Below are 26,118 nucleotides of genomic sequence, written 5' to 3' on the forward strand. Positions count from 1 at the left end.
GTTTTATACCCAAGATTAAAAGTCAATTCTTACGCCTAAACGGTAACGTTTACCAACGCGATACTCTTGTACTGTGCGACTAGTATCAACACTACTATCGTCCATTGGGTTTCCTTCGTCGTAAGGAATGGCGTTTCCGTCAGCGTCAGTCAATCCTAAATCTAAGTCGTTACTAGTGAAAAAGGTTCGGATATTTTCATCAGTTAAATTAAGCGCATTGAAGGTAATCGCAATATTATCTCTTAACTTGTAAACAGCAGAAAAGTCTAAGGAGCCTTTTGCATCTTGCCAGTTGGCACCACCAGCCGGACCGCGATCGACAAGCTGAATCGAGTTATACCGATAGGTAAACTTCATTGAATGACCATATTTTTCCCAATAAACAGCCGTATTAGTCGTATGTTTAGGTGTAAACGGAAGCGGCAATGGTTTGAGCTTCTTGCCTGTGTCTATGCCGCCTAACGAAAAATTTTCGGCCTCAGTGCCAGACTCTTGATAGGTGTAGTTGAAGTTTACACCTAAGCCAGAAAGCTCACCGGGTAAAAAGTCAAACGATTGAAGGTAAGCTAGCTCAATACCTCGAGTATACGCTGTTTTGCCATTGCGCTTCGCCACAACGCGTACTGGTTCACAACCTAGTGTAAATGAGTTTTTTAGCTTGTCTTGTACAATACGATCTGGCATACATTGGACGGATTCTCCTCCAACATTTGTTAAATCCATACCAGCTTTATATTCTTCATTGTACGGCAATAAAACTTCATCAATGTCTAATGCTGTAATGCCTGTATCGTAGCGAACGTCTCGAACATAAAAGTCAGATTCAATCGTTTCGATAAAATTTTTCATATCCTTGTCAAATAAAGCCAATGACAATTGGCCGGATTGATCGAAGTACCACTCTAAAGATAAGTCTAGATTACGTGATGTAAGTGGTTTTAATTTAGGATTTGGCGCAGACATTCTACTAAAGTCACCCCAAACATTTTCATTGAAACTCCATCCAGGACGCAAATCATCAAAATTCGGGCGCGTCATTGTTTTGGATACTGCGAATCGGGCAATTAATTTTTCATTGACAGCATAGTTTAGATTTAAACTCGGTAACCATAAATCGCTTTCCCCTTGACCACTACTACTGTAGAGACGTTGATCTCTGCCGTCGTTAAAACGTCTTTGAGTACTGATATCGGTGTGACGATAGTTTTGCCACCAGCTGCGACCTTCATGAGTTGTAGGTACTGGCACGTCATAGTTTAAGAATGAGTTCGTTTTATCAGCCTTGTCTGTTATTTCGGCAATAAAAGGTTCGTAACAAGGATATAAGTTAGGTACGGTGTCCCCAGCTTGCAAATAATCTTCAGGTGATTCAACAGGCGTATCATCAAAAATTTCGTTGCCTGATAATGTGTATGTGCCATCTATTCGAATTTCTCGATTTGCGCCACTGTTCGAAGGACACGCTGGGTTCGAATCATCAAACAATCCATTTGCTATCAGTTCATGAGCGGTAAAAATTCTGTCACCGTCAAAAAATTTCATCGTCGAAACACCTATTGGAGATTCAACTTCGGTATGGACAAAACGAACCCCAACATTACCTGTTAACCGGTCATTTAAGTAACTGAAATTTAGCTTGGTATAAGCTGAATAGTTGTCTTGAATAGTGTTTCGGCTTTGAGATTCATCAACTTTAATGCTGAAATCTTTTAAGCCAAAAATTTCATCAAAAGCTTTTTTCGAATCGATCAGTCCCCAGCCTTTCAGAAATTCATCACTATATTCAGGTCGAGAACCGACTAAGTTTTCCATAAAGTTATCGACAGGTAGATCGCCATCATCTAGGATATCTACTACATATATGTCTGCCGTTGATTGGCCCGATACCGGTTTTCCTTCTTTGTCAAATACGGTTTGATCTGCACCTTGGAATTGTTGATAGCCTGTGTATACGTCTTTATCGCGCTGCGAAACTTTTACACCAAACTCCAACTTATTAATACCAGCTACATCTAAATTCCAATCTACATCCAAAAATAGTGTTTTGTTGGTATCTATAGTTTTGTTGTCGCTGCTAGCAACGTAACCAACGTGCGATGCGTAAGGGTCGAGTGGATTAAATCCACCCGTAGCAATATTAGATTCATTATCATTATTTCCCCCAGGTACGTATATATAATCTTGGGTTGAGGTAACAAATTGGCATTTCTGCCCCCCGGTACAGTCATAACCAACAGGTTCAAGAAGTTCTAGTGGGGTTTTTTCTAATACAGGACGAGGTATTGTGCCCCAATTTGCGGTATTTACGTTCGAGTTTGGCAAACTTTCAAACTCCGTACGCATAATGCCTGCTTTCAAATCAACTTTAATGTCATCGGTAATATACTGGCTAAAAGATAATGTAGCACCTTTAGTTTTGTTTAAATCCCCACCGCGGTTACGTCCGAAAGAGCCGCCACCATAGCGATTTAATGATTTAACTAAAGTGTGTGAATCAGTATTTATAACCCACCAATCGTGCTGAGGGTCCGTTTCAAGATTTTCGTAATCCGCATTTGAGGTGTTTGGTGCGTTTACACCAACTTTATGGTTGTCACGTTGAACTTCTTGTTTTGTATAGGTTAAATCAAGCTGCAAATCTGAGTTTTCTGTTGGTAAAAACTGTAGGCCTAGGTTAACCGTTTGACGCTTACGTTGATTTCTATGCAACTCGTAGCTTATTGATTTACGAATAATTGCGTAACTTTCATCTTCGATAATATTACCATCTAAATCACGAGCGCCGCCAGCACGGACTTTTTTAACTTGATAAGGGGTTAACCAATCTCCGCCAATTTGATCTTTACGGACGTTATCAATTTCATCGGAAGCAGTCACGATGACACCTAGCGTTTCATCAAAGAACTTACGAGAAATTGAACCGGAAATTTTTCTATCTGCCGCGCCTGCTAAGTCGTTGTAACGACCTTGTATTTCTACGTTAGTTCTTTCTTTAGCTTGGTTTAGAGGCTTAGCTGTATTTAATACAACCGTAGCCCCTAAAGAGCCTTCATCATGATCAGCTGCCGCAGTTTTATATACATTAATAGACGAAAGAATGTCTGACGAGAACGCACTTAAATCAACAGATTGATTAGGATCAGCACTAGTTAATGTTATACCATTTAGCTGAATATTGTTCATGTCTGGATTTGCACCACGAACAGTGATTACCGTACCCTCGCCATCTTCAGACTGCACAGTTACACCCGTTACACGAGACAAAGCATCGGCAATGTTTTGGTCGGTATTTTTACCTATATCTTCAGCGAAAATTGAATCAACAATACCTTGGGCATTACGTTTTTCAAAGATTGATTTGAGTACGCTTCCTCTATAACCAGTTACTTCAATAACTTCTGCTTCATCTGACTTTTTAGCTTGTTCTTTTTCATCTTTTTCCGCTTCTGCTGCTAAAGCTGTTTGAGTGCTTGCTGCAAACAAAATAGATAACATTGAAAGCGTGAGTGGCTTTATTTTGAACCTTTGGGACATTAGGTGTCTCCTCAATGTGTTGCTCTAACCTGTACTGATTTAAACCGTAACAACAGCTTCATTTACGCCCAAATCAGCAGTGTGTTTACCTGAATTCTCGTTTTGTTGTATATAAAATATAGAATTCATATTTGCCAAGTTTATGTATTTTGATTTTATTTGTAAAGTCCGTATACAAAATTTAAACATTTTTTTGTGTACTTTTGTAAGAAAAAATAGATTGGAGTCTGCAGATTTTTTCTATCTATTGTTCGTAACTTATTGTTTTTTATTTGCTTGGGATGTCATAACAAGCCCCACTTATATAGTCTACCGCGTTAGCCACGCAGGACGATTCGACAAGGCTACAGACAGATCGTCTACCAATTAATCAATTTTTAAAAAATGTTTAGATTTTGTTTAAATTTGCTGGTAATATTTTTGATTCATGTTGGATTTAAATGCGAGAGTTGAAATATGAAGTTTGTTGCTGGTGTATTCAAACAAAAACTATTATCGTTAGCAATATCTGCAAGTTTTATTGGTTTTAGTCAATATGCGTTAGCTTCGACAGATGTAAAAATAAACCTTACAAAACAAAAGTTTATTGGAGATGTGTCTGAGCTAGATCGTCAGAAGTTCTTTAATCTTCATGCATCACCAACTGCTTCTGAGTTTTCAGAGCAAGATATCCTTTTTTTTAAAAATGAGTTAAATGCTGGTTTTGGTCGTGCTTTTTGGGGGCCTTTAAGCACGGCAAAAACTTCTGACTATCCAACAACTGAACAAGCAATCGCAAACGGTGCTACAAGCATCACTAATGCGAAAAATAATCCTCTGGCGCATCATCACGACCAACGCATTATCATGACAGAGCATCCATACAATGTAATTGTCGATGGTAATGATCCGGTAGCCGGGGCGCGTTGGGCCGCAGATTATTTTCAACATTATTACACTGACGAAACTCGCCCATTGTTTTACGAACCAATGAATGAGCCTTTTGTGCATTCAAAAGATTTTGTCGGCACGTGGGATGAAGCTCCAAATGCAGAAATGCGTAGGCACATGGCAACTTGGTTTGCTGAAATTGGCAAAGCATTTGACCAAAGAGGTTTGGAAACTCAAGTCGTTGGTTATTCAGCGGCCTGGCCGTCTTTGGAGTTATGGGATTTTGCCCATTGGAACTCTCGTCAAAAAATGTTTATGGATGTGGCGGGAGAGTATATGGATGCATTCTCTTTCCACTTATACGATGGGGTAAATGTCACAGGGCAAAGTAATGAGCGTTCTGGTAGTAATGCTGAAGCGATAATCGATTTAATTGAAACATACAGCTATATAAAGTGGGGTGAGGTTAAGCCACACGCTATTACCGAATATGGCGGCATTATTGACGGTTATGGTGTTGAGTATAGTGCTGAAAAAAGCAGTCAAGAGCTAAGGTCATACAATCATCTGCTATTCAGCTTTTTGGAAAAAGAAGATCGTTTGTTAACCTCTATTCCATTTATTACTGGTATTGCGAAATGGTACTACCAAGCAAATAATTTCCACCCATATTCTGCAACCGTGTTGCGGCCTGATCCAGCAAAAATTGTCAATGGCAAAGTACTTGACTATTTGCCAACTGAAAAAGCTAAATTTTTCCATTTATGGGCTGATGTGAAAGGGCATCGAATAGATGTTGCTGAGCAAGACCCAGATTTAGCCGTTCAGGCCTTTGTATACGGCAACAAGCTTTTCGTTGCACTCAACAATTATGACAATGCTAACAAAGCCGTTAATTTAGACTTTGTTGAATATGCGCAAACGCCTTCTCAAGTTAGAATAAAGCGCCTCAATGTGCCTTTTGCTGAAGCCGCGCAATATAGCGACGAAACTTCATCAGACATATTTACTGCAATTGAATTGGCTGCACATGAAACTGTAGTGTTGGAGTACAGCTACCAGACGGACATCATGCACACTGCGCAGGTTCATCAAGCATCTTATTATGCCAATGAATATATGCAAGAGATTGTTGCCAACCAGCCATTAACCTTTAATTTTAGTCAGGTTGATGTGCAGCAAGATAATTTGTCATTTGCTGATGCATTAGCCGATCACGTTACTTTTGATAAAGAGATGCCGGTCAAAAAAAGCTTATCTCGTAGTCAAAAGTTTATGATCAAACGTTTTGAGCGTTTATTTAACATAGTTAAACGACGTTATGCAGGAAATTATCAAAATAGCTTCTTGTTTAAAGTATTAGTTAAGTTCTTTAATGAAAAAGCTTATTTAAACCAAGCGCTACAAAACTATTATGCGGTTAATGGTTATAACGATGCCACTGGACAAGCAACTTTGCGCATGAGCATAGGTCGCAAGCATGATAAATCAAAACAACCAGTGGTTAAGGTTAATGGTCACCTAGTTGACGTGCCAAACAATTGGAAAGGATATGACCAAGCAGCCAGAGACGACTTCTTTGGCACAATAGAAATCCCTGTCGCGGCTAAATACTTAAAAGTACATAACCAAGTTGACGTGACTTTTTCCGACTCTGAAGGTCATGTAAGTTCTATTGTTTTGGTTAATCAGACTGAAGAGGTATTTGAACACGTACCTGCGACCGATGTCAGTATTGAGGCTTTGGCCAATTCCTCTATAAACAAAGACAAACCTGTGCGTTTGCATGCCAACGTGTTACCTGCAAATGCTTCGTATAAAAATGTATTGTGGAGTTCGAGCGACCCCAGCATTGCAACAGTTAATGAACATGGGGTTGTAACACCAATCAATCCGGGTTTTGTAGCAATCACAGCAACAACTGCCAATGGGGTTGCATCAAGCTCGTTGGATTTACAAGTGTTAGATCGAGAAACGCTGCGAAATACTGTTGCTATTACCGATTCACTACAAGACTTAGCCGTAAACGATAGTTATAGCTTTAACGTGCAATATTCAACCGACACTGATCGAGATATCGCAGTTGAAATTTCAACTGCCTCAGGCCAATGGATTGCAACAGCCAAAACTACCGTTGCTGCAGGTGAAGGTGTAGCCACCGTTGTGGTGAATTTGCCTGATGAACTAGAAGCTGGCGCAACTTACCAAGTGCTGGCATCGTTAAGAGCAGTTGGGGGTAATTGGCAAACCGGTGTTGATGGCCATCGAATTACTGATATGACGATTGAGCAGCCTGAGGTGATTGTAGATGAGAACAATTTGCTAGGGGAATTTAATCCACAATTTGAAACGGGCAGCATGTTTCCATGGGAACATGCTTGGGATGCCGTTGGCAATGCATATACTGATGCCAATGCAGCAAAGGACGGTGATTATGGTTTAGTTGTTGATACAACTGCTGGCAAAGTGGGCGTTACCATTGCGCCAAGTTTATTCGCGGATGGTCACTTTGTTGCAGGCAAAGAATATAAACTCAGTTTTGACCTTAAACGCATTCAAGGCTCTGGCTGGGGCGGTGGTTTTAGCCAATACATCAATACTGCAGACGGATGGAAAGCAACACCGCAAGCTTGGTTTGGCCTGACTAACCAAAACGCTTGGACAAGTATTGAACAAACAGTCGTCATACCTGAATGGCAAGAAACAGCAACCACAATTCAGCTTAATTTCCAAACACTTGGGCAAGTGTGGCACGTCGACAACATTAAAATTGAAGACATCACACCCGATCCAAATGTGTTGTCTACGGTAAATGCTAACTTTGAGTCAGGCGAAATTGCACCTTGGGTTCCTTATTGGGAAAACAATGCAACAACGGTATTAACTGTGTCAAACGCTGCCGCCAAAGATGGTCAATTTGGTTTAAATATTCAGGCAGATGGCAACAAAAATACTGGCGTTACTTTAGCGCCAGATGTCTTTCCGCAAGATTTAGGATTAAACCAAGGCAAACAATACAAAATATCTTTTGAAGGTCGTTCAAACACTGGAGGTAAAGCTCAAGGCTGGATCCGTGCTGTCGCTCAAGGTGGCTGGAGCAGCCGAATAGAAACATGGTTTGAGCTTGGTACAGAATGGACGCATGTTGAGATTATCCGCTCAGATGTCGACTGGACTGTTCTGGCCAATCCTGCCCGTTTAGATTTGTATCTACTTAACAACGCTGGTTTAGGCATAGACGTTGATATAGATAATGTTCATATCGAAGAGATCGAATAGTTAGATCTTTCCAAAAATAAAAATTGTTGAAGCCCTTAATTGGGCTTTTGTATTTTCGAGAAAACATAAAAATGGCCACTAAATTGAAACAACTATTAAATTTATCCTGCACTGCTGGGATGTTTTTTATTACAACAGCCAGCGCAAATGACAATCAACCACCACCTGAGTGGACTGAAATTTGGGAACCAGAGCCCAAAGTGGTTACGGTAAACCCGATACCATCAGACGCAATTGTTTTGTTAGGTCATGATGGCGTCAGTGCTTGGGAGCATAATGATGGTTCTCCTGTTAAATGGCATTATGCAAATGGTGTAATGACAGTTAACCCTGGTACAAAAGGAATTCGCAGCAAACAAAAGTTTTGTGATATGCAATTGCACATCGAATGGCGCGCTCCTGAAGTAGAAGATATCGACTGGAAAAAAGGCCAACACAGGGGCAATAGTGGTATATACATTCAAGGTAGATACGAAGTGCAAATCTTAGATTCTTACCAAAACCGCACATATTCAAATGGCCAAGCCGGGGCTATTTATAAACAAACACCACCACTGGTTAATGCTACAAAGCCGCCATTGCAGTGGCAAACTTACGACATTATTTATCGTGCACCTAGGTTTAAAGCAAATGGTCAGGTTGATCAAAAAGCTTATATTACCGTGCTACATAATGGTGTGTTAGTGCAAAACCACACACAAATTCAAGGCGCAACAACCTATCGTGGGATAGCTAAATATCCTGCAGCACATGGTTGCGCGCCTATTCATCTGCAAGACCATAGCAATCCGGTGAGCTTTAAAAACATATGGGTGCGACCACTATGAAAGTAAAATTAACCACATATTTATTATCCCCTTTGTTGTTAACCACTATGCTTGGTTGCCAAGAGCAGCCAAAGCAAAATGAAACTTTAGTTAATCAGCCCGTCGTTGAAGATAAAACCACTCACTTTACCTTTGATCAAGTGGCATTTTCACAGGCTGATGAATGGCAACAGGTGAAAGATGTCAGACTCAATGCATCAGAGTCGGCTTTTGCGCCTGTCGCTGGTGAAGGAGCCATTGTAAATATCTCATCTCAGGGCAACGACCATCCAGCTAGTAATTTGTTGACCGCAAATGAATATCAAGATGTTCATATAGAGTTCGACTTTAATATTGGTCGCAACACTTGGTCTGGTATTTATTTGTTGGGTCGTTACCGCATCAATATAAATAACATCTATGGAAAGAAAAATTGGTGGCCAGGCGCTATGGGCGGTATTCATCCTAGATACGACGAAGAGCGAGAATGGAAGCAGTACGATGGGGTAAAAGCTACAGCCAACCCAAGTAAACCTGTGGGCGAGTGGCAAACATTAAGTATTGATTTTAGAGCGCCGCGATTTGATCAAAATGGCCTAAAAACAGCCTATGCGGAGTTTATCAATGTTAAATTTAATGGCGTAGACATTCATACAAACCAAATTACCACAGGACCAAGCCAAGGCAGCCTGTTTCAAAACGAAGCGACAGCGGGGCCTATTATGATAATGGGTCGTAATGGTCCTTTGGCTATTCGGAACTTAACCATAGAAGAGCGCGACTTTTCGAGCTATCAACCACAAGTAGCGGTAAAAGCAGAACATCAAGCCCCGTTAGACAATAAACGTGGTAAACCCATGCTCAACTTAGTTGAAATGGGCAAAAAAGCTTTTACCAACAAAGGCTGCAAAGAGTGTCACGAAGTTAAAAAAGATGCCCAATCGGTGAAAACCGGCCCAAGCTTGTTTGGCGTATTTGCAAACAAACCAACTCAACTGACGGTTATTGATGGTTCCAACCAACAAACCACTGAAGTTACCGCTGACTTTAACTATTTTGTTGATTCGATTCGCACGTCAACTCTACATATCGCGACACGAAAAAATGCAGATGGCAGCGTGAAAAACTTTTTCCCAATAATGCCTTCATTTAATGCAGAAGCGATTAATCAAACTGAACTAGCTGCATTATTTGCCTATATGCAAAATTTGAATGATGCAGATAAAAAAGGCCCTGACTACGTATGGCAACCACAGCCTGAAAAACCTTATGTACTGATGGAAGATTTAACGGCTGAACTTGTCAGTGACGCACCCCGTTTAGCCCGAGTTAATATTAGTAAACACACTTCGGGTAGAGCTTTTCATGTTGGTTTGCCAAATCATACTAACTACACATTTGACCCTAGAACCTTAGCGATAGAGTTAATTTGGTCGGGACGTTTTTTAGAGTTAAAAAATGAAAAACAGGGTCGAGCTGATTCTCCAAGTGCGATTGGCCGAGGGGCTAAACTATGGCCGGTAGAGCAATTGAAAAACCTATTTCAGCCAAAATTAGCGAGTGGCCAATGGGTTGATTTTTCGTTTAAAGACACAGCCGATTTAACCGCCAAAGTTGGTAAACAACACCAAAATGATGCGATTGATTTTAGCGAGCATATGGCAAAGGTTGATGCTGCGATGATTGCGGTTAAAACACCTGAACGGCAACTGCCAACTTTTAGTTATCGTGTAAACCAAAATACTGTTGAATTGCAGCTCAATATTGTTGCACCAAACCAATTGGCTGCTGAGTTTAATTTTGACAATGCACAAGCATTGCAGCTAAAAATACCGAAGAAAGGGTTAGCAGACATCAATGTGAGTGTCGGCAAGGTCGAACAGGGAGTATGGTCCATCCCAGCGGGTAAACACCAACAAGTGCGTTTTACTGCTATGGTTGAAAATGCTGCGAAAATTCCAGAATTAGCCGACAATGTACCACCACAAAAAAATCAACCTCAAGCATTAGTTTGGAGTGAATACACGGGTAAATACACTTTACCTGCTGGTTATGCAATTGAAAGTGCGTTAGATCCAAGCGACAAATTTGGTCGCCGTGTATTATTTGAACCACTGGGGATTGCTTTTACTGATAAAGGAAATGCCTATGTAAGCACTAGAACCGCAGGTATATGGAAAGTAACTAACGGCAAGTGGCGTCAATTTGCTGAAGGTCTATTCGATTCAATGGGGGTCGTAGTCGAGAACGAAGATCAAATTGTTGTCGGCGAAAAGGGTGGCTTGTACAGATATATCGACCAAAATAAAGATGGTTGGGCGGATGTACGCTACCTAGTTTCAAATGCATTTAGATTTAACTCTAACTACCATGAATATTTGCATGGGCCAATCAAACTACATGATGGTAGCCTAATGTTTAACTTAAATTTAGGTCATGGTGTACCAGGTGGATACAATGGTGGCGGCATGATGGCAACAACCGGAGGTTACAGAGGTTGGGCACTAACTGTCGATAAAAAAGGAGCAACTAAACCATTTGCATTTGGCTTGCGTAGCCCAGCAGGGTTAGCCATGCGAGAGGATGGCAAGGTGTTTTATACCGAAAATCAGGGTGATTTTCACGGTACTTCCAAACTTTATCTACTTGAACAAAATCGCTACTATGGTCAACCCGTTTCATTACTTGACCTACCGGGTAAAACCGCTGCAGATCCCAGCATTGAATGGCGCAAATTTAATAGTCAGCGCGCTTTACCTGTTGCATTATTGCCGCATGGTCGCGCGATGAATTCACCTGGAAACCCTGTGTGGCAAACGAACGAAATTAACTTTGGTCCATATAAAGGCCAAATGTTTGTTGGTGACCAAACCCAATCGAATATCTTCCGTGTCCATGTTGAAGAGGTGAATGGCGTAATGCAGTCAGCCCTATTGCCTTTTATGTCTGGTACAGCATCCGGCGCAATGCGTTTAACATTTAATCCTGAAGACAACAGCATGTGGGTCGGACAAACAGGTCGAGGCTGGTGGGCCAAAGGTGGAAACTTAACGGCATTGCAGCGTATTGTTTGGGATGGCCAAACCATACCTCAGTCTATTCACGCAATTGAAGTGACCACAACGGGTTATAAACTGAATTTCACCCAAGCAATTAAAAAGTCGCAGCAAGCTAGTTTTGCGCAGTTGGCGTTAAGCTCTTGGTATTACAAAGAAGACTTCAATTATGGCTCTGAAGAGTTGGATATTCGCGATGAAAAACTCAGTCAATTTACTTGGGCTGAAGATGGCAAAAGTGTTTCATTTGTTGTCGAAAACTTTGCTGTAGATAAAACTAAAAAAGATATCTACACCAACCGAGTATATCAATTCGATTTGAGTAAAACCGCGTTTGCCAAAGGGCTCGATAAGTTCCATTCAATTGCTTATTACACCTTAAACCAAGTGCCTAGCAAATAGTGCGGGCGTTTCTGGGGCTGTTGTTCTTTGTACCATTGAATAAACAAGGATTGACAGCCTACAGAAATCGCTTATGTAAATGACTTAAAATATCGATACGCTTAAACATAATATGAATGCGTTTGTAATTCTTTTGTGCTGTCAGTGTAAATTTGCTCTATACTGTTACCTTGTTAAGAATTTGAGAATAAGTAACTAATTTAGGTGAAGCTGATGCTACGTAGTGTTTTTGTCGTTTTAAGTTGTTTAGTGGCGTTAATAGGTTGCAATGGTTCAACAGAGCAGCAAGTGGATAAACGTCCGAATATCGTATTTGTGTTGCTGGATGACCTAGGATATGCCGATTTAGGCTATATGCCTAATAGCGAGCCGGATATTTATACACCGTCAATTGATGCGCTAGCGAATCAAGGTACACGCTTTTCGCAAGCCTACGTAACTCACCCGTATTGTGGCCCGAGCAGGGCCGGTATTATGACAGGACGCTACCAACATGAATTCGGCTCACAATTTAATTTAGCCGACTACTCAACACATGGCATTCCTACTAGTGAAACGTACTTCAGTACAGTGTTACAGCAAGCTGGTTATTCAACAGGTTTAGTGGGTAAATGGCATTTAGGTGAAGAGCCTGAATATCGCCCGAATGTACGCGGCTTTGACTATTTTTACGGCATGTTAGGTGGCGGTCACGTATATCACACTAAAGACTTTGTACGAGTGAAAGACCATGACCCAGCAGATAAATCAGTTTGGTTGTACAAAATTCCATTAATGGAAAATGACGAATATGCCAGCGAAGAAGGATATGACGATAACTTATATATCACGGATATGTTAACAGACGTAGCGATTGACTATATTGATCGCGAAAGTGCTAAACCAAATCCATTTTTCTTATTTATGAGTTACAACGCGCCGCACACCCCTGAACAAGCGAAAATAGAAGATGAAAAAGCGTTACAACAAATTTTAGGCGATAAAGCTGCGAGCGATCCTAAACGCTTAACCTACACAGCAATGGTTTATGCGGTTGACCGTGGTATGCAGCGTATTGTTGAAAAACTCAAACAAACAGGTGTGTATGAAGACACCTTAATTGTATTTTTAAGTGACAATGGTGGTCGTATAAACCATGCTAGTGCACGCAATACTCCGCTTAAGCGAGGTAAAACATCTGTTTATGAAGGTGGTATTCGTGTGCCTATGTTCTGGCATTGGCCAAATGGTAATTTGCCGCAAACAGCTTACTCTCACCCAGTTTCAGCGTTAGATTTTTATCCAACATTTACTGCATTGGCACAGGGCAAGGTACCGCAAGACAAACAGCTAGACGGTAAAGATATCTTGAGTGCGGTACGCGCGAATAAAAATGCCCGCGAAAACGAAGCTTTGTATTTTATGATGCATTTACCAACCAATGACGGTGGGTTAAACCAGACAGCCGTAGTATTAAATGAGCAAAAGTGGTTTACCGACGGCACTGGAAATTGGCAATATTTCGATCTTTCTAGCGACTTAGCCGAGCAAAACCCACAAAATACCGGACCAAATAAACAAGTTTTACTGGGCGAGTTACAGCAATGGGCATGCGGTCATATCAAACCACAGTGGTTTGATACTCCTAGGTATGGCTTTGAAGATTCCTGGAACAAAAACAATATGCCGAATTGGTCAAAAACTTTTGCTGGCGTATCTTTAGAAGAGCCGTGTAATTAGCACTAGGTAACAGAAGCTGATACAGGCAATGGATGTGCTTGCAATTCAGCTTCTGGGTGAATGGACTGAATATCAGTTCATAACCTATTAATTTTTGTTGTTTCTGACATTCACTTGCAGCACAGCGCTGGCAACTTTACCGCCATCGTCTGGATACATTAGGCTTACTGTACTTTGTGGTTTTAAAGCTTGCATGGGTATTTCAAGCTCGACCATGCCATAGAACATGTTGCGGCCTTTTTGATCATCGCCCGCCCAATTGGTTGGCAATGTTAAAGGTGTACCGTTTATATGTACTGTAGACGGAAGTGGTTGGCTACCGAGTTTTCTTGCTGGTGATAAACGCAAAATTGCACTGCCTTTGCCTGTTGGTACCTGGTTAAAGGTAAAGTTAATTTGTTGTCCACCTTTTATATCTTGCAGGTAGTTATCAGCGTAAATTCTATGTTCTTTTACTGATTGTTGTGGTTTTTGTGGTTCGTTTAACTGCACTTGCAACATCACAATTTCACCTGCTTTTAACTCAAGTTCATCAGGTATGTTTTTAATTAAGCTTTGGTTAAGCTCTGGCTTTGTTACATTTGTTGTTAACGAGCGAACAGTAACTGATTGAGCTTTTACATTGTTCAACCCAGTTAAACGCGCCGTTTTTGCTTGGTTATCCAAGTTCATCATAATGACGTTTAGTTTATTGTTATCGGCTAGCATATGTACACGAACATCTGGATTGTTGCTGGAACTATAGCGCCATTCACCTTCAACCCCTTTCCAGAAATAATAAAATTTCATCAAATCGGTTTTAACGTAGGTTTTGCCATCCGCAAGGCGACGCCATAATAAATATGGGTTAGCATTTCCGGGTACGTGGGTGTTGGTCATGCCATATGTCCATGAGGCTTTACCTAAAATAAAAGGTACAGTACGGATTAATCTGTCGGGGTGATCCATAAAGGTCATCAACTGGCCTAATGCAGAGTAGAGCATGCCTGCCGAGCGTTCTTCGCTATAAGGCATGGTACTCATATTGCCTTGGGGAATTTTGCCGTATTCGGTGATCATTATTGGTTTTGCCACACCAAATTTGATATGACTGTAGGTGTCGATAATATCCATGATAGCTTCTGAGTTACTGCCTGTCCTAGCTCTTGGTGTACCCATTACATTGACACCGTCGTATATATGGTACGACCAAAAATCCATGTCTTCACCTGCAATATCCATAAACTTTTTCTGCCAGTTCTTCCAGTTATTCCAATTGCCGCTTTCAAATTCAACCCAAGCGGCAGAGTAACCACCTACCATTACATCTGGGTTTAATTCTTTTACTCGTTTTGCGACAATTTTGTGCTGTTCGCTCATTGCTTCAATTGTCGTAGGTATTTTTTTCGCTTTGACAAAAGGTTCGTTATAAACCTCAATTGCGCGTGGTCTGTTAGCGTCAGTAAATCCATATTTTAATAGGTTGGCTGTGTATTCGGCTGTCGCCTCGGCAGAATACGGGCCCCATTCATACGATTTATTGTTTTTGTGGCCATGCATTTTTTCAGGATGAGTACACAAAATAACGTTGCGCATGTTTTCTGCGTTAAATCGAATTGAATTATTGTTGTTTACGAATTTATTTTCGAATAGGTCTTTTATTTTGCCGACATCAGGCATGCTTGGGTTGTTTTTATCAGCGGGAATGTCTCTAGCCAGCCATGAAATTAAACCGCCATCTCGGCCAAATTCTGCTTCTAATTCGTGTTCTATATAAAGTAAATCTTCTTCGGTTAAATCCGATGAGCCAAAGCTCTCATGCAGGGTAATGTATTGTGATCTATCAAATTTGCTGACACCGCCTATGTTCCGTACTGTGGTTGGTTCTAAATGAACCTTTACCACCTCTGCGAAAACAGGTTGCGCAAGTGCTGTGAGAATAAGTGTTATAATTTTACTTGTTTTCATACTAAAACTTTTAAGTTTAAATTTAAATGAAAATAGTATACAAAAAATATTGATGTTTATGCTAGTGTAAATTTTAGTCATAATTTTGGTTAAGTATTTATTAGTAGATCCAAGACTAACTTTTTATGCTAAAGGTATTTTGTGAAATTTGATATTTAAATGTAAATTCTTGATGTGCTATAGTAAGAAAAACATTGCAAAGTAACCAAGTTATGCTCAGTGCAGATAAGTATGAAACAGGCTCTAGTGGTTTTGTTTGGCAAAACCATTTACCCAGTGATTTGTTTAATCAAATTCGCTTCCACGTCTATACCACGCATCATATGGTTATAGGTAAAACTTGGGCAGGTAGTGAGTTTATTAATCATTATAATCGCGTATATTATGTCAACTCAGGCGAAGCTGTACTCAAAGCAAAGGGTAAAACCATACAGATGCGACCTGGGCATGTCTATTTAATACCACCCTATCAATTATCCTCGCATTATGCTTTAAGCGAACTCGACTTCTACTGGTGCCATTTCCAAGCCGCTGTACACGATGATTTAGACTTTTTTACCTTATACCCAGACATTATTGAATTGAATGGCAATGGTGATTCGCAGGTGCCTCTCTCATTTAAGCTACTAGCTGATAATAACGAACAGACTGGTCTCGCCGCCCAAGCTTTTCGCAATAGTACGCTGATGCAACTGCTCTTGCCTTTTTTGGATAAAATTGATAGTTCAAGCTCAGCTAAGCAATCTATTAAACACAAGGCATTGATGCCTGCAATCAATCTTATCCAGCAAAATTTGCATAATCCCCCGCAAATAAAAGCTTTGGCTGAGTTGTGTAATTTCTCACTAGAGCATTTTTCTCGTAGCTTTAAACAAGCATTTAACATTTCGCCCAAACGCTATATTTTGGCTACTCAATTAGCCAAAGCGAAAAAAATGTTGTTGTTGGAAGATTTACTAATCGAAAGAATTGCTGAGCAATGTGGTTTTGGTGACATCTATCATTTTTCAAAAACTTTTAAGCAAGAAGTTGGCTTGAGCCCAACAGAATACCGCCGACAAAAACAATCAGAGAATTTGAAATAGTTAACCTAAAATTAACGCTTTGACTTGTAAACTGTTCTTTGATTTTATATAAATGCATTGGTTTAAATATAAAAATAAAGGTTGTTTTGTGAATTTGCTTAAATTGGTGAGCTATACACTGAGTTCTGCTGGAATATTGTTGGCCTTGCAGCTGCAAGCCAAACAGGTTGATGATTTTAATTTCGATTGGAAATTTACTTTAGAAAAGCAGCGCCAAGGCTTTGAATACGAGTGGGACACCCAAGGTTGGCAAAACGTGCGCCTACCGCACGATTGGGCTGTAGCCTTGCCATATACAACAGAAGGTGCTGCCAGTTCGGGCTTTAAACTAGGTGGTATCGGCTGGTATAGAAAGTCATTTAAGTTAGCCAATGAAGACCAAAGTAAACGTTTATGGTTGGAATTTGATGGCATTTATAATAATGCGCAAATTTGGGTGAACGGCCACTACATTACCGAAAGGCCTTATGGATATAGTAGCTTTAAAGCTGATTTTACCGACTACGCACATTTTGGTGACAAAGCTAATGTTGTCGCAGTAAAAGTTGATAGAACTGCTTATGCAGATTCACGCTGGTATACAGGCTCCGGCATCTATCGTAATGTACGCTTAGTTAAAGGGCATGACGTACATATTCCACAATGGGGTGTGCAAGTGACCACGCCTGAAGTTTCTAACCAACAAGCCCTAGTTGTGGCTAGTACCGAGCTGGTCACTAGCAAATACGCTGGCAAAAAAGTACGTATTGAAACTGCTGTTTTAAATTCAGCGAATCAAGTTGTCGCGAGCAAAAAACAAATCCTTACTTTGCAAGCTGAGCAAATAATTACCAATCGGTTTGTGGTTAAACAGCCACAGTTATGGTCGGTTGTCACGCCTAGTTCAGCCGAACAACCTCTGTATCAGTTGTCGCACAAAATCTACTTAAATAATGAATTAGTTGAACAAGAACAGGCAACTTTTGGTATTCGCAGTATTCAATTTGATAGCCGAAAAGGCTTTTTTGTTAATGGAGTAAACACCAAAATTAAAGGGGTAAATTTACACCATGATGCTGGCGCTGTCGGAACTGCCGTGCCTAAATCTGTATGGCAATCTAGACTAAATAAACTGAAAGACTTAGGGGTAAATGCGCTGCGTTTATCACACAACCCACATGATCCTGTATTGTTAGATTTAGCCGATAAAATGGGTTTTGTGGTTAACGCTGAAGCCTTTGACGACTGGGATATTGCCAAGAAAAAAAGCAAAGAATATTTAGGGGACAACAAAGCCAGTGGCGAAGCTGCTATCTCTTACGATGTGCACTTTAACCAATGGGCGGAGCGTGACATTAAAGATTTAGTCCGTCGCGATTTTAATCACCCAAGTGTGATTATGTGGAGCATCGGCAACGAAATTGAATGGACCCACCCGCACTATCCAGCAGCAGTTTCGCATACAGTCAATGGCACCTCTTATTATGAAGATGCGCCAGATTTTGCCAAAGAACCAATTATGCAGCGCTTGAAAAAAGCCAATCCTGAAGCGGTAGATAGCTTGCCGATTATAGCGAATAGGCTTGCCAAATATGTTAAAGAAATAGATACCACAAGACCCGTAACCGCAGGTTTAACTCACCCAAGTGTTGGTTTTGCATCAGGTTATACAGATGCATTGGATATTGTAGGTTTTAACTATCGTGCAGCTGCGTATGCAAAAGCGCATGAAACCTATCCAGACAAAGTGATATATGGCTCTGAAAACTGGGGCGCATGGCGTGAATGGCGTGACGTAAAAGACAAAGACTATGTTGCCGGTATTTTTATTTGGACAGGTTTTGCCTATAAAGGTGAAGCTGGGCCAATGCCACGCATGGGGTTAGATATTTCGTTGTTTGATTTTGTTGGTAATATCACACCACGCGGTCATTTCTTTAAAACCTTGTGGCAAGACAAACCACATATGTATTTAGGCACAACGGCTGCAAGTGAATCAGAGTTTTCTTTTGATAAAAACAGCGGTTGGACTTTTACCCCACGTAAATACCCAGCACATATTTGGGACAAAATCCGTATGTGGGAGTGGTACGACGTCAACGCGATTTGGCAGTACAACAAGAACGAACCTGTGGTTGTACAGGTATACACAAATACTGAAAGCGCTGAGTTATTTTTAAACGGTAAATCTGTTGGTAAACACAACCTATTAGATTTTGACGACAGAGTGATTAAGTGGTTAGTGCCGTATCAAGCTGGTGAATTAAAAGTTGTTGGTTATAACCAAGGTAAAAAGGTTTCAGAACAGGTATTAAACAGCCTAGGTCAACTGGCACAAATTGAGTTAACCAGTGAACGCGCTGAGTTAACAGCTGATCAATACGACACAAGCTATGTGCATGCAGTATTAAAAGACCAAGCTGGCAATATATTGGCAAATTCAACCGATAAAGTTGAGTTTATTGTTGAAGGCCCAGCGACACGATTAGTGGTCGATAATGGCTCTGAATACAATGTGCAAGATGTGTTAGCAGACTCGCTTGGTGCCCACCGTGGTCGAGCTGCCATGCTTATTCAAGCGGGCAGTTATCCGGGTAAAGTAAAAGTGACAGCCAAGGTTAATGGGGTTAAATCTAACCCTGTTTTCATCAGCCTAGTTCGACCTAACGCAAATAGTTATTAATGAGTATCTAACATGACAGCGCAAAAAAATTCTAAAGTCTTGTTGCCGTTTTTCCCTAGCATTGCGGCACTGGCTGTGTCTGCTGCTTTAATGGGCTGCAACAAGTCGAATGAAAATACCCAAGCACCATCAGCCAAAACGGATAATACATATAAAGCAGATTGGGACGACTTAGCCAAAGTAAATCATCAACCAGATTGGTTTTTAGATGCCAAATTAGGTATTTACACCCATTGGGGGCCAACATCAACAGCCAATATTAACCTGAAATGGCCGTCTGGCTGGTATGGTTTAGAAATGTATAAAGACCAACAATATGACTGGAAAACAGGCGAAGTGGTGTTGTACGGTGAAGACAAACAGCCAAGACCCTCTTATGTATTTGAGCAGCACATTAAAAACCATGGTCCACAAGCTGAGTTTGGCTACAAAGACATCATCAAAAAATTTAATCCAAACAAATTTAACGCCGAAGAATGGGCTGAATTGTTTGCTAAATCAGGTGCTAAATTTGCAGGCCCTGTGGCAATTCATCATGACAACTTTGCCATGTGGGACAGTGAAGTAACCCGTTGGAATGTTAAAGACTTCACTGGCATTGATGTAACGGGCGAATTAAAAACCGCGATAGAAAAGCGTGATATGAAGTTTCTAACCTCATTCCATCACGCATTTACCTGGGTTTATTTCGCTAACGCGCATAAGTTTGATGCAACCGCAGAAACGGCCGACCTTTATACTGATGAACACGATTTAACTGATTTTAAACCAAACAAGAAATTCCACGATCGCTGGTTAGCCAAGTTAAAAGAGGTCATTGATAACTACCAACCAGACGTAATTTGGTTTGACTGGTGGGTAGAAGAATTAGACGAAGAATACCGTAAAGAGTTTGTTGCGTATTACTACAACAAAGGTAAAGAGTGGGGCAAAGATGTGGTTATTAACTACAAAAATACCTCCTTCCCTGAATCTGTTGGTGTTTTAGATTACGAACGTGGTCGTCCAAACAAACTTAAAGATAATTTTTGGATGACTGATACCTCACCAGGCGCTTGGTTTTTTGATCAAAACGCTAAGTTTGTTGATGCTAACGAAATTATCGACATTTTAATTGATATCGTATCGAAAAATGGCTTGATGCTATTAAACGTACCACCTAATCCAGATGGGTCTATACCTGCTGAAATCACCCAAATGTTAACTGACATGGGCGAGTGGCTAAAAATTAATGGTGAAGGCATATACGAAACGCGCCCATGGACTGTATTCGGCGAAGGCCCAACCCGCATTCGTTACGGTGGCCACAAAATTGAAAAGCAAAAAATTGTTTATACCGATAAAGACATTCGTTTCACTAAAAAAGGTGACGATACATTGTTCGCATTTGTTATGGACAAACCCGCTGGTGACATAGTAATTGAAACTTTGGGCTCCAATTTGGCTGTGTTGTCTTCGAAAATTTAGCAGATTGAATTAATGGGCAGCAGCGAGATAGTTGAGTGGACGTTAACGCCAAATGGCTTAGTAATTAAACAGCCTAAGCGTATTCCAAATGACTTAGCAATTGGCTATAAAATTAGCTTATACGATGAAGCGGAAGTCGGCATTGGTGGTGAAGACCCAGGCGATGATGGCAACTAAAACCACAGCTAAAGTGCCAATATAAATTTGCACGACCAGAACCCAAACAAGGATGTTGTGCCTAATGGGTTCGGGTCAAACTGAGTTAATACTTGAAAACCTAACATAAATTAGCGATCGTAGCGTTTCTCCCACAATTTAAGGAAAAACTATGATTGTAATCTATGGAATTAAAGATAAGTTAAACCCAATAAAATCCACATTATCTGACGTTATCCAGTCTTGTATGACTGATGTATTAACGCTTCCCGCAAGTAAACGCGCTCACCGAATTGTGCCATTAGACAAAGAAGATTTTTACTATCCTGATGGCAGAAGTGATTCATACACTGTCATTGAAATAAACATGATGGAAGGGCGGCAACAAGACACCAAAAAATCTTTAATCAAACAGCTATTCAATCGCATTGAAGCAGAGTTGGGTATTTCACCAATTGATATTGAAATTACAATAAAAGAACAACCTGCGCATTGCTGGGGCTTTCGCGGAATGACTGGTGATGAAGTGCAAGATCTAAAATATAAAGTTAATGTATAAACAGGCTGGTGAATACATCCGTTTTACGCGAAAGTCGTGTTTTATCGCACCACTAAATTACAGGATGAGAAAATGAACTATCAGGGAAGTCGTTTCAAGACACGTAAATTCGAGAGTATGATTACCATAGCTTTCATCATGTCTCTGATATTTATGGTATTCACTAATAAATTGCCAATCGAAATTTTATACTTTTATGCAGGGCTTAGTGTTTTTGCATTTCTTTTATATGCAGTTGATAAATCTGCAGCTCAAAACAATAGATGGCGTACACCTGAAAGGCACCTTCACTTAATTAGTCTTCTTGGAGGTTGGATTGGTGCTTTTTGTGCCCAAAATATGTTAAGGCACAAGTCAAAGAAACGAGAATTCAAACTGATTTACAGAGTTACTGTTGCTATAAACATATGTATTTTAGGCTGGCTATTGGGAGAACAAGGCCAGCAATTTTTGCACTCAATTTTGGCTAGTTTGGAATAATAATGGTTCAGCATGTATATGATCAAATGTGGGATAAATTTAAACTCGCTTGTCACAGGAATGAGTTTGAACTAGACCCATACCTGTTGAATGATACAAATGACAGCCGCCGAGGCATTACGGCTTTGGCATATTTAAACCAAGCCGAACCACCTGTGGCTAAACAAATTACAAACTTCCAAGATACGATTAGAAATATTGAACCCGAGCAATATTACTACCCAGTAGATGAGCTGCATCTAACTGTTTTATCTGTTATTTCATGCATCGCTGGATTTCAACTGAGTGATATTGAAGACCAAGCTTATGCTGACATATTTCAGTCAGTATTTGCTTCGGCACAACCGATTGAGCTTGAATACCGAGGAATCAGTGCCTCTGCTAACTGCATTGTTATCCAAGGGTTTCCGGTAGATACTGCCTTAGAAAATCTAAGAAACAAACTTCGAACACTGCTGGCTAAATCGGGCTTGAGAGTCACCTTTGATAGTCGCTATAAATTGGTTACAGCACATAGCTCTGTGATACGCTTTAGAAAACCAATAAACAATGGACGAAAACTTTTTGAGCTTTGCCAGCAGTATCGTAATCATCATTTTGGCAATGTCATTCTCAAAGATTTCGAGCTGGTGTTTAATAATTGGTATCAAAACTTAGCCGTTACCAAAACTTTGGCTAAATATTCAGGTTAACCCGTTTTTAATTGCAACCAGCTGCAAATAAAAATAGTTTTGTTCCATTGCCTATTTATTTGCTATCAAGTCGGTAGTTTTTAAAATAGTCTGTTAAATCAGCATACAAAGTATTTACCCAAGCTTTTTCATCCTTAGCGTAAGGCATAATGTCTACTTTACGTGGGTCGTCAGGCGCAATCGCGACTTCTACATTTGTTTTACCAATGTCAGCAACCAATATAAATAGCTCTTCAATAGCGACATCCCCCATGGCTAAACATCCAATTGACAAGGCTTTGCCATGGATAAAAATATTAGTTCCTGGTTCGTTTCGCCCTTCTAACTTAGCGTGTTTTAGGTCAAACTCATTGGGGTAATTCAGCTTCATTGATAAGTGATAGGCGCTGTTAGGGTTAAGGTACTCAAGTGTATAAATACCTTCCGGCACTTGTTTATCACCTTCGCGTAATTTAGGACCCAAAATTCCGCTGGCCGCTTTGATAGGGTAGCTTTTAATTAGTTTTTTATGGGTATTGTCTTCCGCCCACAGCTCTAGAGTTTTTTCACTTTTAATCGCTAATAATGTGATGCGCCGAGGAGGATATTGAATACCAGCTTCATTAAAATATGGAATCAATCTTGATTTTGATTCTTCACCATATTGAGCAACTACATCTGAAATAGTTCGTTTACCCACAATTTTTTGATATACAGGAACCCACATTGGCCTACCATATATGTAAAGCGTCGAAGCGCCAAACAAAATAATTAACAAGCCAATAAAAAGTAATTTTTTCATGTTGATTTAATGCACCTTCTTCAAATTCAATGTTGTTGCGTAAACAACATGGTAACGATATGAGATATTCCCACAACATTAATACCTAATCCTTCGCGATCAAAAACCTTTCACCAACTGGGTTGTAAGCACTGGGTTTATCTATTTGTACAACATTAAGGTTTTGCGGTAAAAATGGTTCTAATAAAGGTGTGAATTGCTCAACATCATTAAACTTGGGGTCTAGCCACATTTCCAGCCAGTGGCCAGTTTGAGGTAAAAGTAACGGCATCGATTTAGAGTGGATGTTAGCAAGTTTCGGGTGGGGTGGTTTGGTTATAACAGAGAAGGATGTGATAGTTTCACCAGTTGTATTATCAACCCAATCACGGCAAAGGCCTGTTAACAAGGTAGCTTCATTATCAACTGCAAACATATCATGAAAACGTGCTGATTTACCTTTGCCTTCTGTTTCACCAAAACCGCTTACAGGCACAACACAGCGTGAGGTGCGATACGCTTGATAACCCGCACTATTTTTTACATTTAGTTTGTCGTAGCGGGTATTAAATGAAGTGTATTTACTGCACTTTAAACCCGTTTCAGTTTGCTGTTGCAATAACCACCAAATTGCATTTGTTGTTTGCCTTGTGTCAGATTGGCGAACAATAGATGCTCGCTGACCTGCACCAATATAACGTTTAAACAACAAAGTTTGGTAGTTGATGCCTAATGTGTCACAAATTGCTTGAACACCTGGGTTATCAATTACATTTAGTCTCCCACACAAAACAAAGCCTCCAAGCAAAATAGTAAAGGGCTAAATTAAATATACTACAAACTGGCGTCATTTACTGTGTCAAAGGTTTTATGTTAAGTTACCTTATCTAGACTTTAGAATACGCCAAGTTCTTGTTCTGCCTCGTTATCTGCATTCAAAGGAATGATAAAATGAAAAAAATTATTGGTTTATTGCTTGTCGCTATTTGTTTGGTTTCTGTCGGAGCACAAGAGGCTGATTTACGAGTAACTTTCATATAGCAAATTTGGCGATAACAGTGTGTGTTGTCATGTAAAACCTTGATAGGTTTAAATGTTAAACCGCCATCACAGCCATAGGTTAATTTTGCTTCTCACGAGGTAAAAATATACCTTTAATACAATCAGGGTTTATGATGGCTAATTGGATATGATTTTCAGAATAAAACCTTGCGCCTTCATACAGTGGAGCTCCTTCAATAAACGCGGCCCTAACAGAATCGAAAGGCTCTCCCGCTTCTTCAGCTAAAGCACACGCGTATCGAATTACAGCACAATCAAGCTCACGAGCTTTAAAGTCAAAATCATTGGAGCTAAACCCCTTATTTGTCGGGATTTCAATGTTTTCAGCTTCCAAATCTTGTTTTAATTGTGTGTACGCTACTTTCAAAAAATCATTATATTTTTGATCAAGTAAATCTAAGCAATTGCCTAGCTCGATAACAGCGGCTAAAACAAACGGTTCTTTGATTGAACTATTCTTACGTTTGCTGTCTTGTATGGCATATTGTTTAGCTCGTTCAAGATTATTTTCCCAAAAATAAATACCACTTCCAAGCCAATCGTATTTGTTAGTGCTGTGGCGGAAGCTGTCTTCTTGTAACAGTATTTTTAGCGCGGTAGTTTTGTCTAAGCCGTGAAAGCCATAAATAATAGATGGTTTTGAGGAGTACATTATTTGTTTGAATTTTCAGTAACCTTTAAGTTTGAGCTACTAAAAAAACGTGGATCAATTTTGCCTTGTGAGTTTAAAACATGCGCCTTTTTAAGCAGTTCCATACGTTGCGTGTGATCTCGATTTTTACCTGCATGTTGTACGCGAGCTGTTAATTCTGCAATAGTCATGTACCCTCCTAAATTTAAGGTTAATTATCCGCTTATCTCTTAAATATTGCAAACATTGATAAACATCCCCTAATTTAACTAGGCTTATATCACTCGAATTACGGTATGAAAATTATTTGAGGTTAGCCACTTCCATCCATTTCAATTTCTAAAATCTGGTTGGCTTTACAAAGCTAACTAGCTGGTATAATTTTGATTATTAAACAAATAGCAACGAGCAATAGATTTGGGCAATTTCATACCTGTACCCGTCGATAGGCAATTTTCACAAGTATTAGCAGACGATGAATCGAGCAAATACTCGTATTTTTCAGGGTTCACAAAAAATGTTGGTTGGTCGGATTGGTTAAAGCACAAGGGGCTGGTTTACGAGTAACTTTTACATGGCAAATTTGGCGATAACAGTGTGTAGCCATGTAAAATCTTGATAGGTTTAAATGTTAAACCGCAAAGCGTTAAACTTGTTTTGAGCAATCATTGGTCAGTTTTGGATGAGAAGCGGGCGGTCACTCTAGCACGCTTTTGGACAATTGTGAGTTACGAGCGAATGCGTGCTTGGTGCCAATAGCGGAAGCTTAGCTCTAGGATATTAGACGTCGGCTAAAGCCAGTTAGCCGACGTTAAATACGGAAAACGCCGTTATAACCCGCCGGAGCGGAGTTGATTTGTTTGCGTTAGCGTAGCGATTTAACGCAAACGAAGCAACGCAGTGGAGGTCGGGTTGATAACCTTGTGTACGCCCGACATGGGCATTAACTAA

The 26,118-nt window shown here is 40.2% G+C and carries 17 protein-coding genes; 11 read left to right on the forward strand and 6 right to left on the reverse strand.

Features of this window, described 5'->3' with window-relative positions; translation table 11 throughout:
* Positions 1–15: 15 nt before the first annotated feature.
* Positions 16–3,534, reverse strand: coding sequence for a TonB-dependent receptor (locus DS2_RS14860; protein ID WP_035015614.1), 3,519 nt, complete (start codon positions 3,532–3,534; stop codon positions 16–18).
* A 456-nt stretch (positions 3,535–3,990) separates the two neighbouring features.
* Between DS2_RS14860 and DS2_RS14865 the strand changes: the two genes are divergently transcribed.
* The 4 genes from DS2_RS14865 (at position 3,991) to DS2_RS14880 (ending at position 13,666) form a co-directional block, all read left to right on the forward strand.
* Positions 3,991–7,683, forward strand: a complete 3,693-nt coding sequence (locus tag DS2_RS14865; protein WP_152537621.1) for a carbohydrate binding domain-containing protein — start codon at positions 3,991–3,993, stop codon at positions 7,681–7,683.
* Positions 7,684–7,754: 71 nt separating this feature from the next.
* Entirely contained in the window at positions 7,755–8,510 is a 756-nt protein-coding gene (locus tag DS2_RS14870; RefSeq protein ID WP_035015616.1) for a 3-keto-disaccharide hydrolase, read from the forward strand.
* On the forward strand, positions 8,507–11,947 hold the full coding sequence (locus DS2_RS14875) for a 3-keto-disaccharide hydrolase (RefSeq protein ID WP_235188622.1): 3,441 nt from the start codon (positions 8,507–8,509) through the stop codon (positions 11,945–11,947). The genes DS2_RS14870 and DS2_RS14875 overlap by 4 nt, the downstream gene beginning before the upstream one ends.
* Before the next feature lie 213 nt (positions 11,948–12,160).
* Positions 12,161–13,666 carry a sulfatase-like hydrolase/transferase gene (locus DS2_RS14880; RefSeq protein ID WP_035015617.1) on the forward strand — a complete coding sequence of 502 codons (1,506 nt, stop codon included), beginning with the start codon at positions 12,161–12,163 and terminating at the stop codon, positions 13,664–13,666.
* 87 nt (positions 13,667–13,753) lie between these two features.
* On the opposite strand, the gene DS2_RS14885 is transcribed toward DS2_RS14880, so the two are convergent.
* Positions 13,754–15,613 (reverse strand): hypothetical protein, encoded by a 1,860-nt coding sequence (locus DS2_RS14885; protein WP_035015618.1) that lies wholly within the window; start codon positions 15,611–15,613, stop codon positions 13,754–13,756.
* Positions 15,614–15,807: 194 nt separating this feature from the next.
* Between DS2_RS14885 and DS2_RS14890 the strand changes: the two genes are divergently transcribed.
* The 7 genes from DS2_RS14890 to DS2_RS14915 all read left to right on the forward strand — a co-directional run bounded on the left by DS2_RS14890 (position 15,808) and on the right by DS2_RS14915 (position 22,714).
* Positions 15,808–16,698: an AraC family transcriptional regulator gene (locus tag DS2_RS14890; RefSeq protein WP_081754295.1), complete on the forward strand. Its 891-nt coding sequence runs from the start codon at positions 15,808–15,810 to the stop codon at positions 16,696–16,698.
* Between the two features lie 88 nt (positions 16,699–16,786).
* Positions 16,787–19,360: a glycoside hydrolase family 2 TIM barrel-domain containing protein gene (locus tag DS2_RS14895; protein WP_235188623.1), complete on the forward strand. Its 2,574-nt coding sequence runs from the start codon at positions 16,787–16,789 to the stop codon at positions 19,358–19,360.
* Positions 19,361–19,372: 12 nt separating this feature from the next.
* Positions 19,373–20,827, forward strand: a complete 1,455-nt coding sequence (locus DS2_RS14900) for an alpha-L-fucosidase (RefSeq protein WP_235188624.1) — start codon at positions 19,373–19,375, stop codon at positions 20,825–20,827.
* A 12-nt stretch (positions 20,828–20,839) separates the two neighbouring features.
* Positions 20,840–21,004 (forward strand): hypothetical protein, encoded by a 165-nt coding sequence (locus DS2_RS20890; protein WP_235188625.1) that lies wholly within the window; start codon positions 20,840–20,842, stop codon positions 21,002–21,004.
* Between the two features lie 151 nt (positions 21,005–21,155).
* A complete protein-coding gene (locus tag DS2_RS14905; protein ID WP_035015619.1) occupies positions 21,156–21,542 on the forward strand; it encodes a tautomerase family protein in 387 nt (128 codons plus the stop codon).
* Between the two features lie 72 nt (positions 21,543–21,614).
* The gene (locus DS2_RS14910; RefSeq protein ID WP_035015620.1) at positions 21,615–22,022 is read left to right on the forward strand and encodes a DUF1294 domain-containing protein; all 408 of its coding nucleotides are present in this window, start codon (positions 21,615–21,617) and stop codon (positions 22,020–22,022) included.
* Between the two features lie 2 nt (positions 22,023–22,024).
* Positions 22,025–22,714 carry a 2'-5' RNA ligase family protein gene (locus DS2_RS14915; RefSeq protein ID WP_035015621.1) on the forward strand — a complete coding sequence of 230 codons (690 nt, stop codon included), beginning with the start codon at positions 22,025–22,027 and terminating at the stop codon, positions 22,712–22,714.
* A gap of 55 nt (positions 22,715–22,769) precedes the next feature.
* On the opposite strand, the gene DS2_RS14920 is transcribed toward DS2_RS14915, so the two are convergent.
* The 4 genes from DS2_RS14920 to DS2_RS20585 all read right to left on the reverse strand — a co-directional run bounded on the left by DS2_RS14920 (position 22,770) and on the right by DS2_RS20585 (position 25,358).
* The gene (locus tag DS2_RS14920) at positions 22,770–23,495 is read right to left on the reverse strand and encodes a L,D-transpeptidase family protein (protein ID WP_035015622.1); all 726 of its coding nucleotides are present in this window, start codon (positions 23,493–23,495) and stop codon (positions 22,770–22,772) included.
* An 85-nt stretch (positions 23,496–23,580) separates the two neighbouring features.
* Positions 23,581–24,264 carry an SOS response-associated peptidase family protein gene (locus tag DS2_RS14925; RefSeq protein WP_035015623.1) on the reverse strand — a complete coding sequence of 228 codons (684 nt, stop codon included), beginning with the start codon at positions 24,262–24,264 and terminating at the stop codon, positions 23,581–23,583.
* 330 nt (positions 24,265–24,594) lie between these two features.
* Positions 24,595–25,188, reverse strand: coding sequence for a hypothetical protein (locus DS2_RS14930; protein WP_035015624.1), 594 nt, complete (start codon positions 25,186–25,188; stop codon positions 24,595–24,597).
* The gene (locus DS2_RS20585) at positions 25,188–25,358 is read right to left on the reverse strand and encodes a hypothetical protein (protein ID WP_160168576.1); all 171 of its coding nucleotides are present in this window, start codon (positions 25,356–25,358) and stop codon (positions 25,188–25,190) included. Before DS2_RS20585 ends, DS2_RS14930 begins: the two co-directional genes overlap by 1 nt.
* Between the last annotated feature and the right edge of the window lie 760 nt (positions 25,359–26,118).

It is taken from the genome of Catenovulum agarivorans DS-2, from assembly GCF_000568405.1.
GTDB lineage: Bacteria > Pseudomonadota > Gammaproteobacteria > Enterobacterales > Alteromonadaceae > Catenovulum > Catenovulum agarivorans_A.

Excerpts from the sequence above, each read along its gene's own strand:
- DS2_RS14860 (WP_035015614.1), bottom strand. The coding sequence starts at position 3,534 with ATGTCCCAAAGGTTCAAAATAAAGCCACTCACGCTTTCAATGTTATCT.
- DS2_RS14865 (WP_152537621.1), top strand. The coding sequence starts at position 3,991 with ATGAAGTTTGTTGCTGGTGTATTCAAACAAAAACTATTATCGTTAGCA.
- DS2_RS14870 (WP_035015616.1), top strand. The coding sequence starts at position 7,755 with ATGGCCACTAAATTGAAACAACTATTAAATTTATCCTGCACTGCTGGG.
- DS2_RS14875 (WP_235188622.1), top strand. The coding sequence starts at position 8,507 with ATGAAAGTAAAATTAACCACATATTTATTATCCCCTTTGTTGTTAACC.
- DS2_RS14880 (WP_035015617.1), top strand. The coding sequence starts at position 12,161 with ATGCTACGTAGTGTTTTTGTCGTTTTAAGTTGTTTAGTGGCGTTAATA.
- DS2_RS14885 (WP_035015618.1), bottom strand. The coding sequence starts at position 15,613 with ATGAAAACAAGTAAAATTATAACACTTATTCTCACAGCACTTGCGCAA.
- DS2_RS14900 (WP_235188624.1), top strand. The coding sequence starts at position 19,373 with ATGACAGCGCAAAAAAATTCTAAAGTCTTGTTGCCGTTTTTCCCTAGC.
- DS2_RS20890 (WP_235188625.1), top strand. The coding sequence starts at position 20,840 with ATGGGCAGCAGCGAGATAGTTGAGTGGACGTTAACGCCAAATGGCTTA.
- DS2_RS14905 (WP_035015619.1), top strand. The coding sequence starts at position 21,156 with ATGATTGTAATCTATGGAATTAAAGATAAGTTAAACCCAATAAAATCC.
- DS2_RS14910 (WP_035015620.1), top strand. The coding sequence starts at position 21,615 with ATGAACTATCAGGGAAGTCGTTTCAAGACACGTAAATTCGAGAGTATG.
- DS2_RS14915 (WP_035015621.1), top strand. The coding sequence starts at position 22,025 with ATGGTTCAGCATGTATATGATCAAATGTGGGATAAATTTAAACTCGCT.
- DS2_RS14920 (WP_035015622.1), bottom strand. The coding sequence starts at position 23,495 with ATGAAAAAATTACTTTTTATTGGCTTGTTAATTATTTTGTTTGGCGCT.
- DS2_RS14930 (WP_035015624.1), bottom strand. The coding sequence starts at position 25,188 with ATGTACTCCTCAAAACCATCTATTATTTATGGCTTTCACGGCTTAGAC.
- DS2_RS20585 (WP_160168576.1), bottom strand. The coding sequence starts at position 25,358 with ATGACTATTGCAGAATTAACAGCTCGCGTACAACATGCAGGTAAAAAT.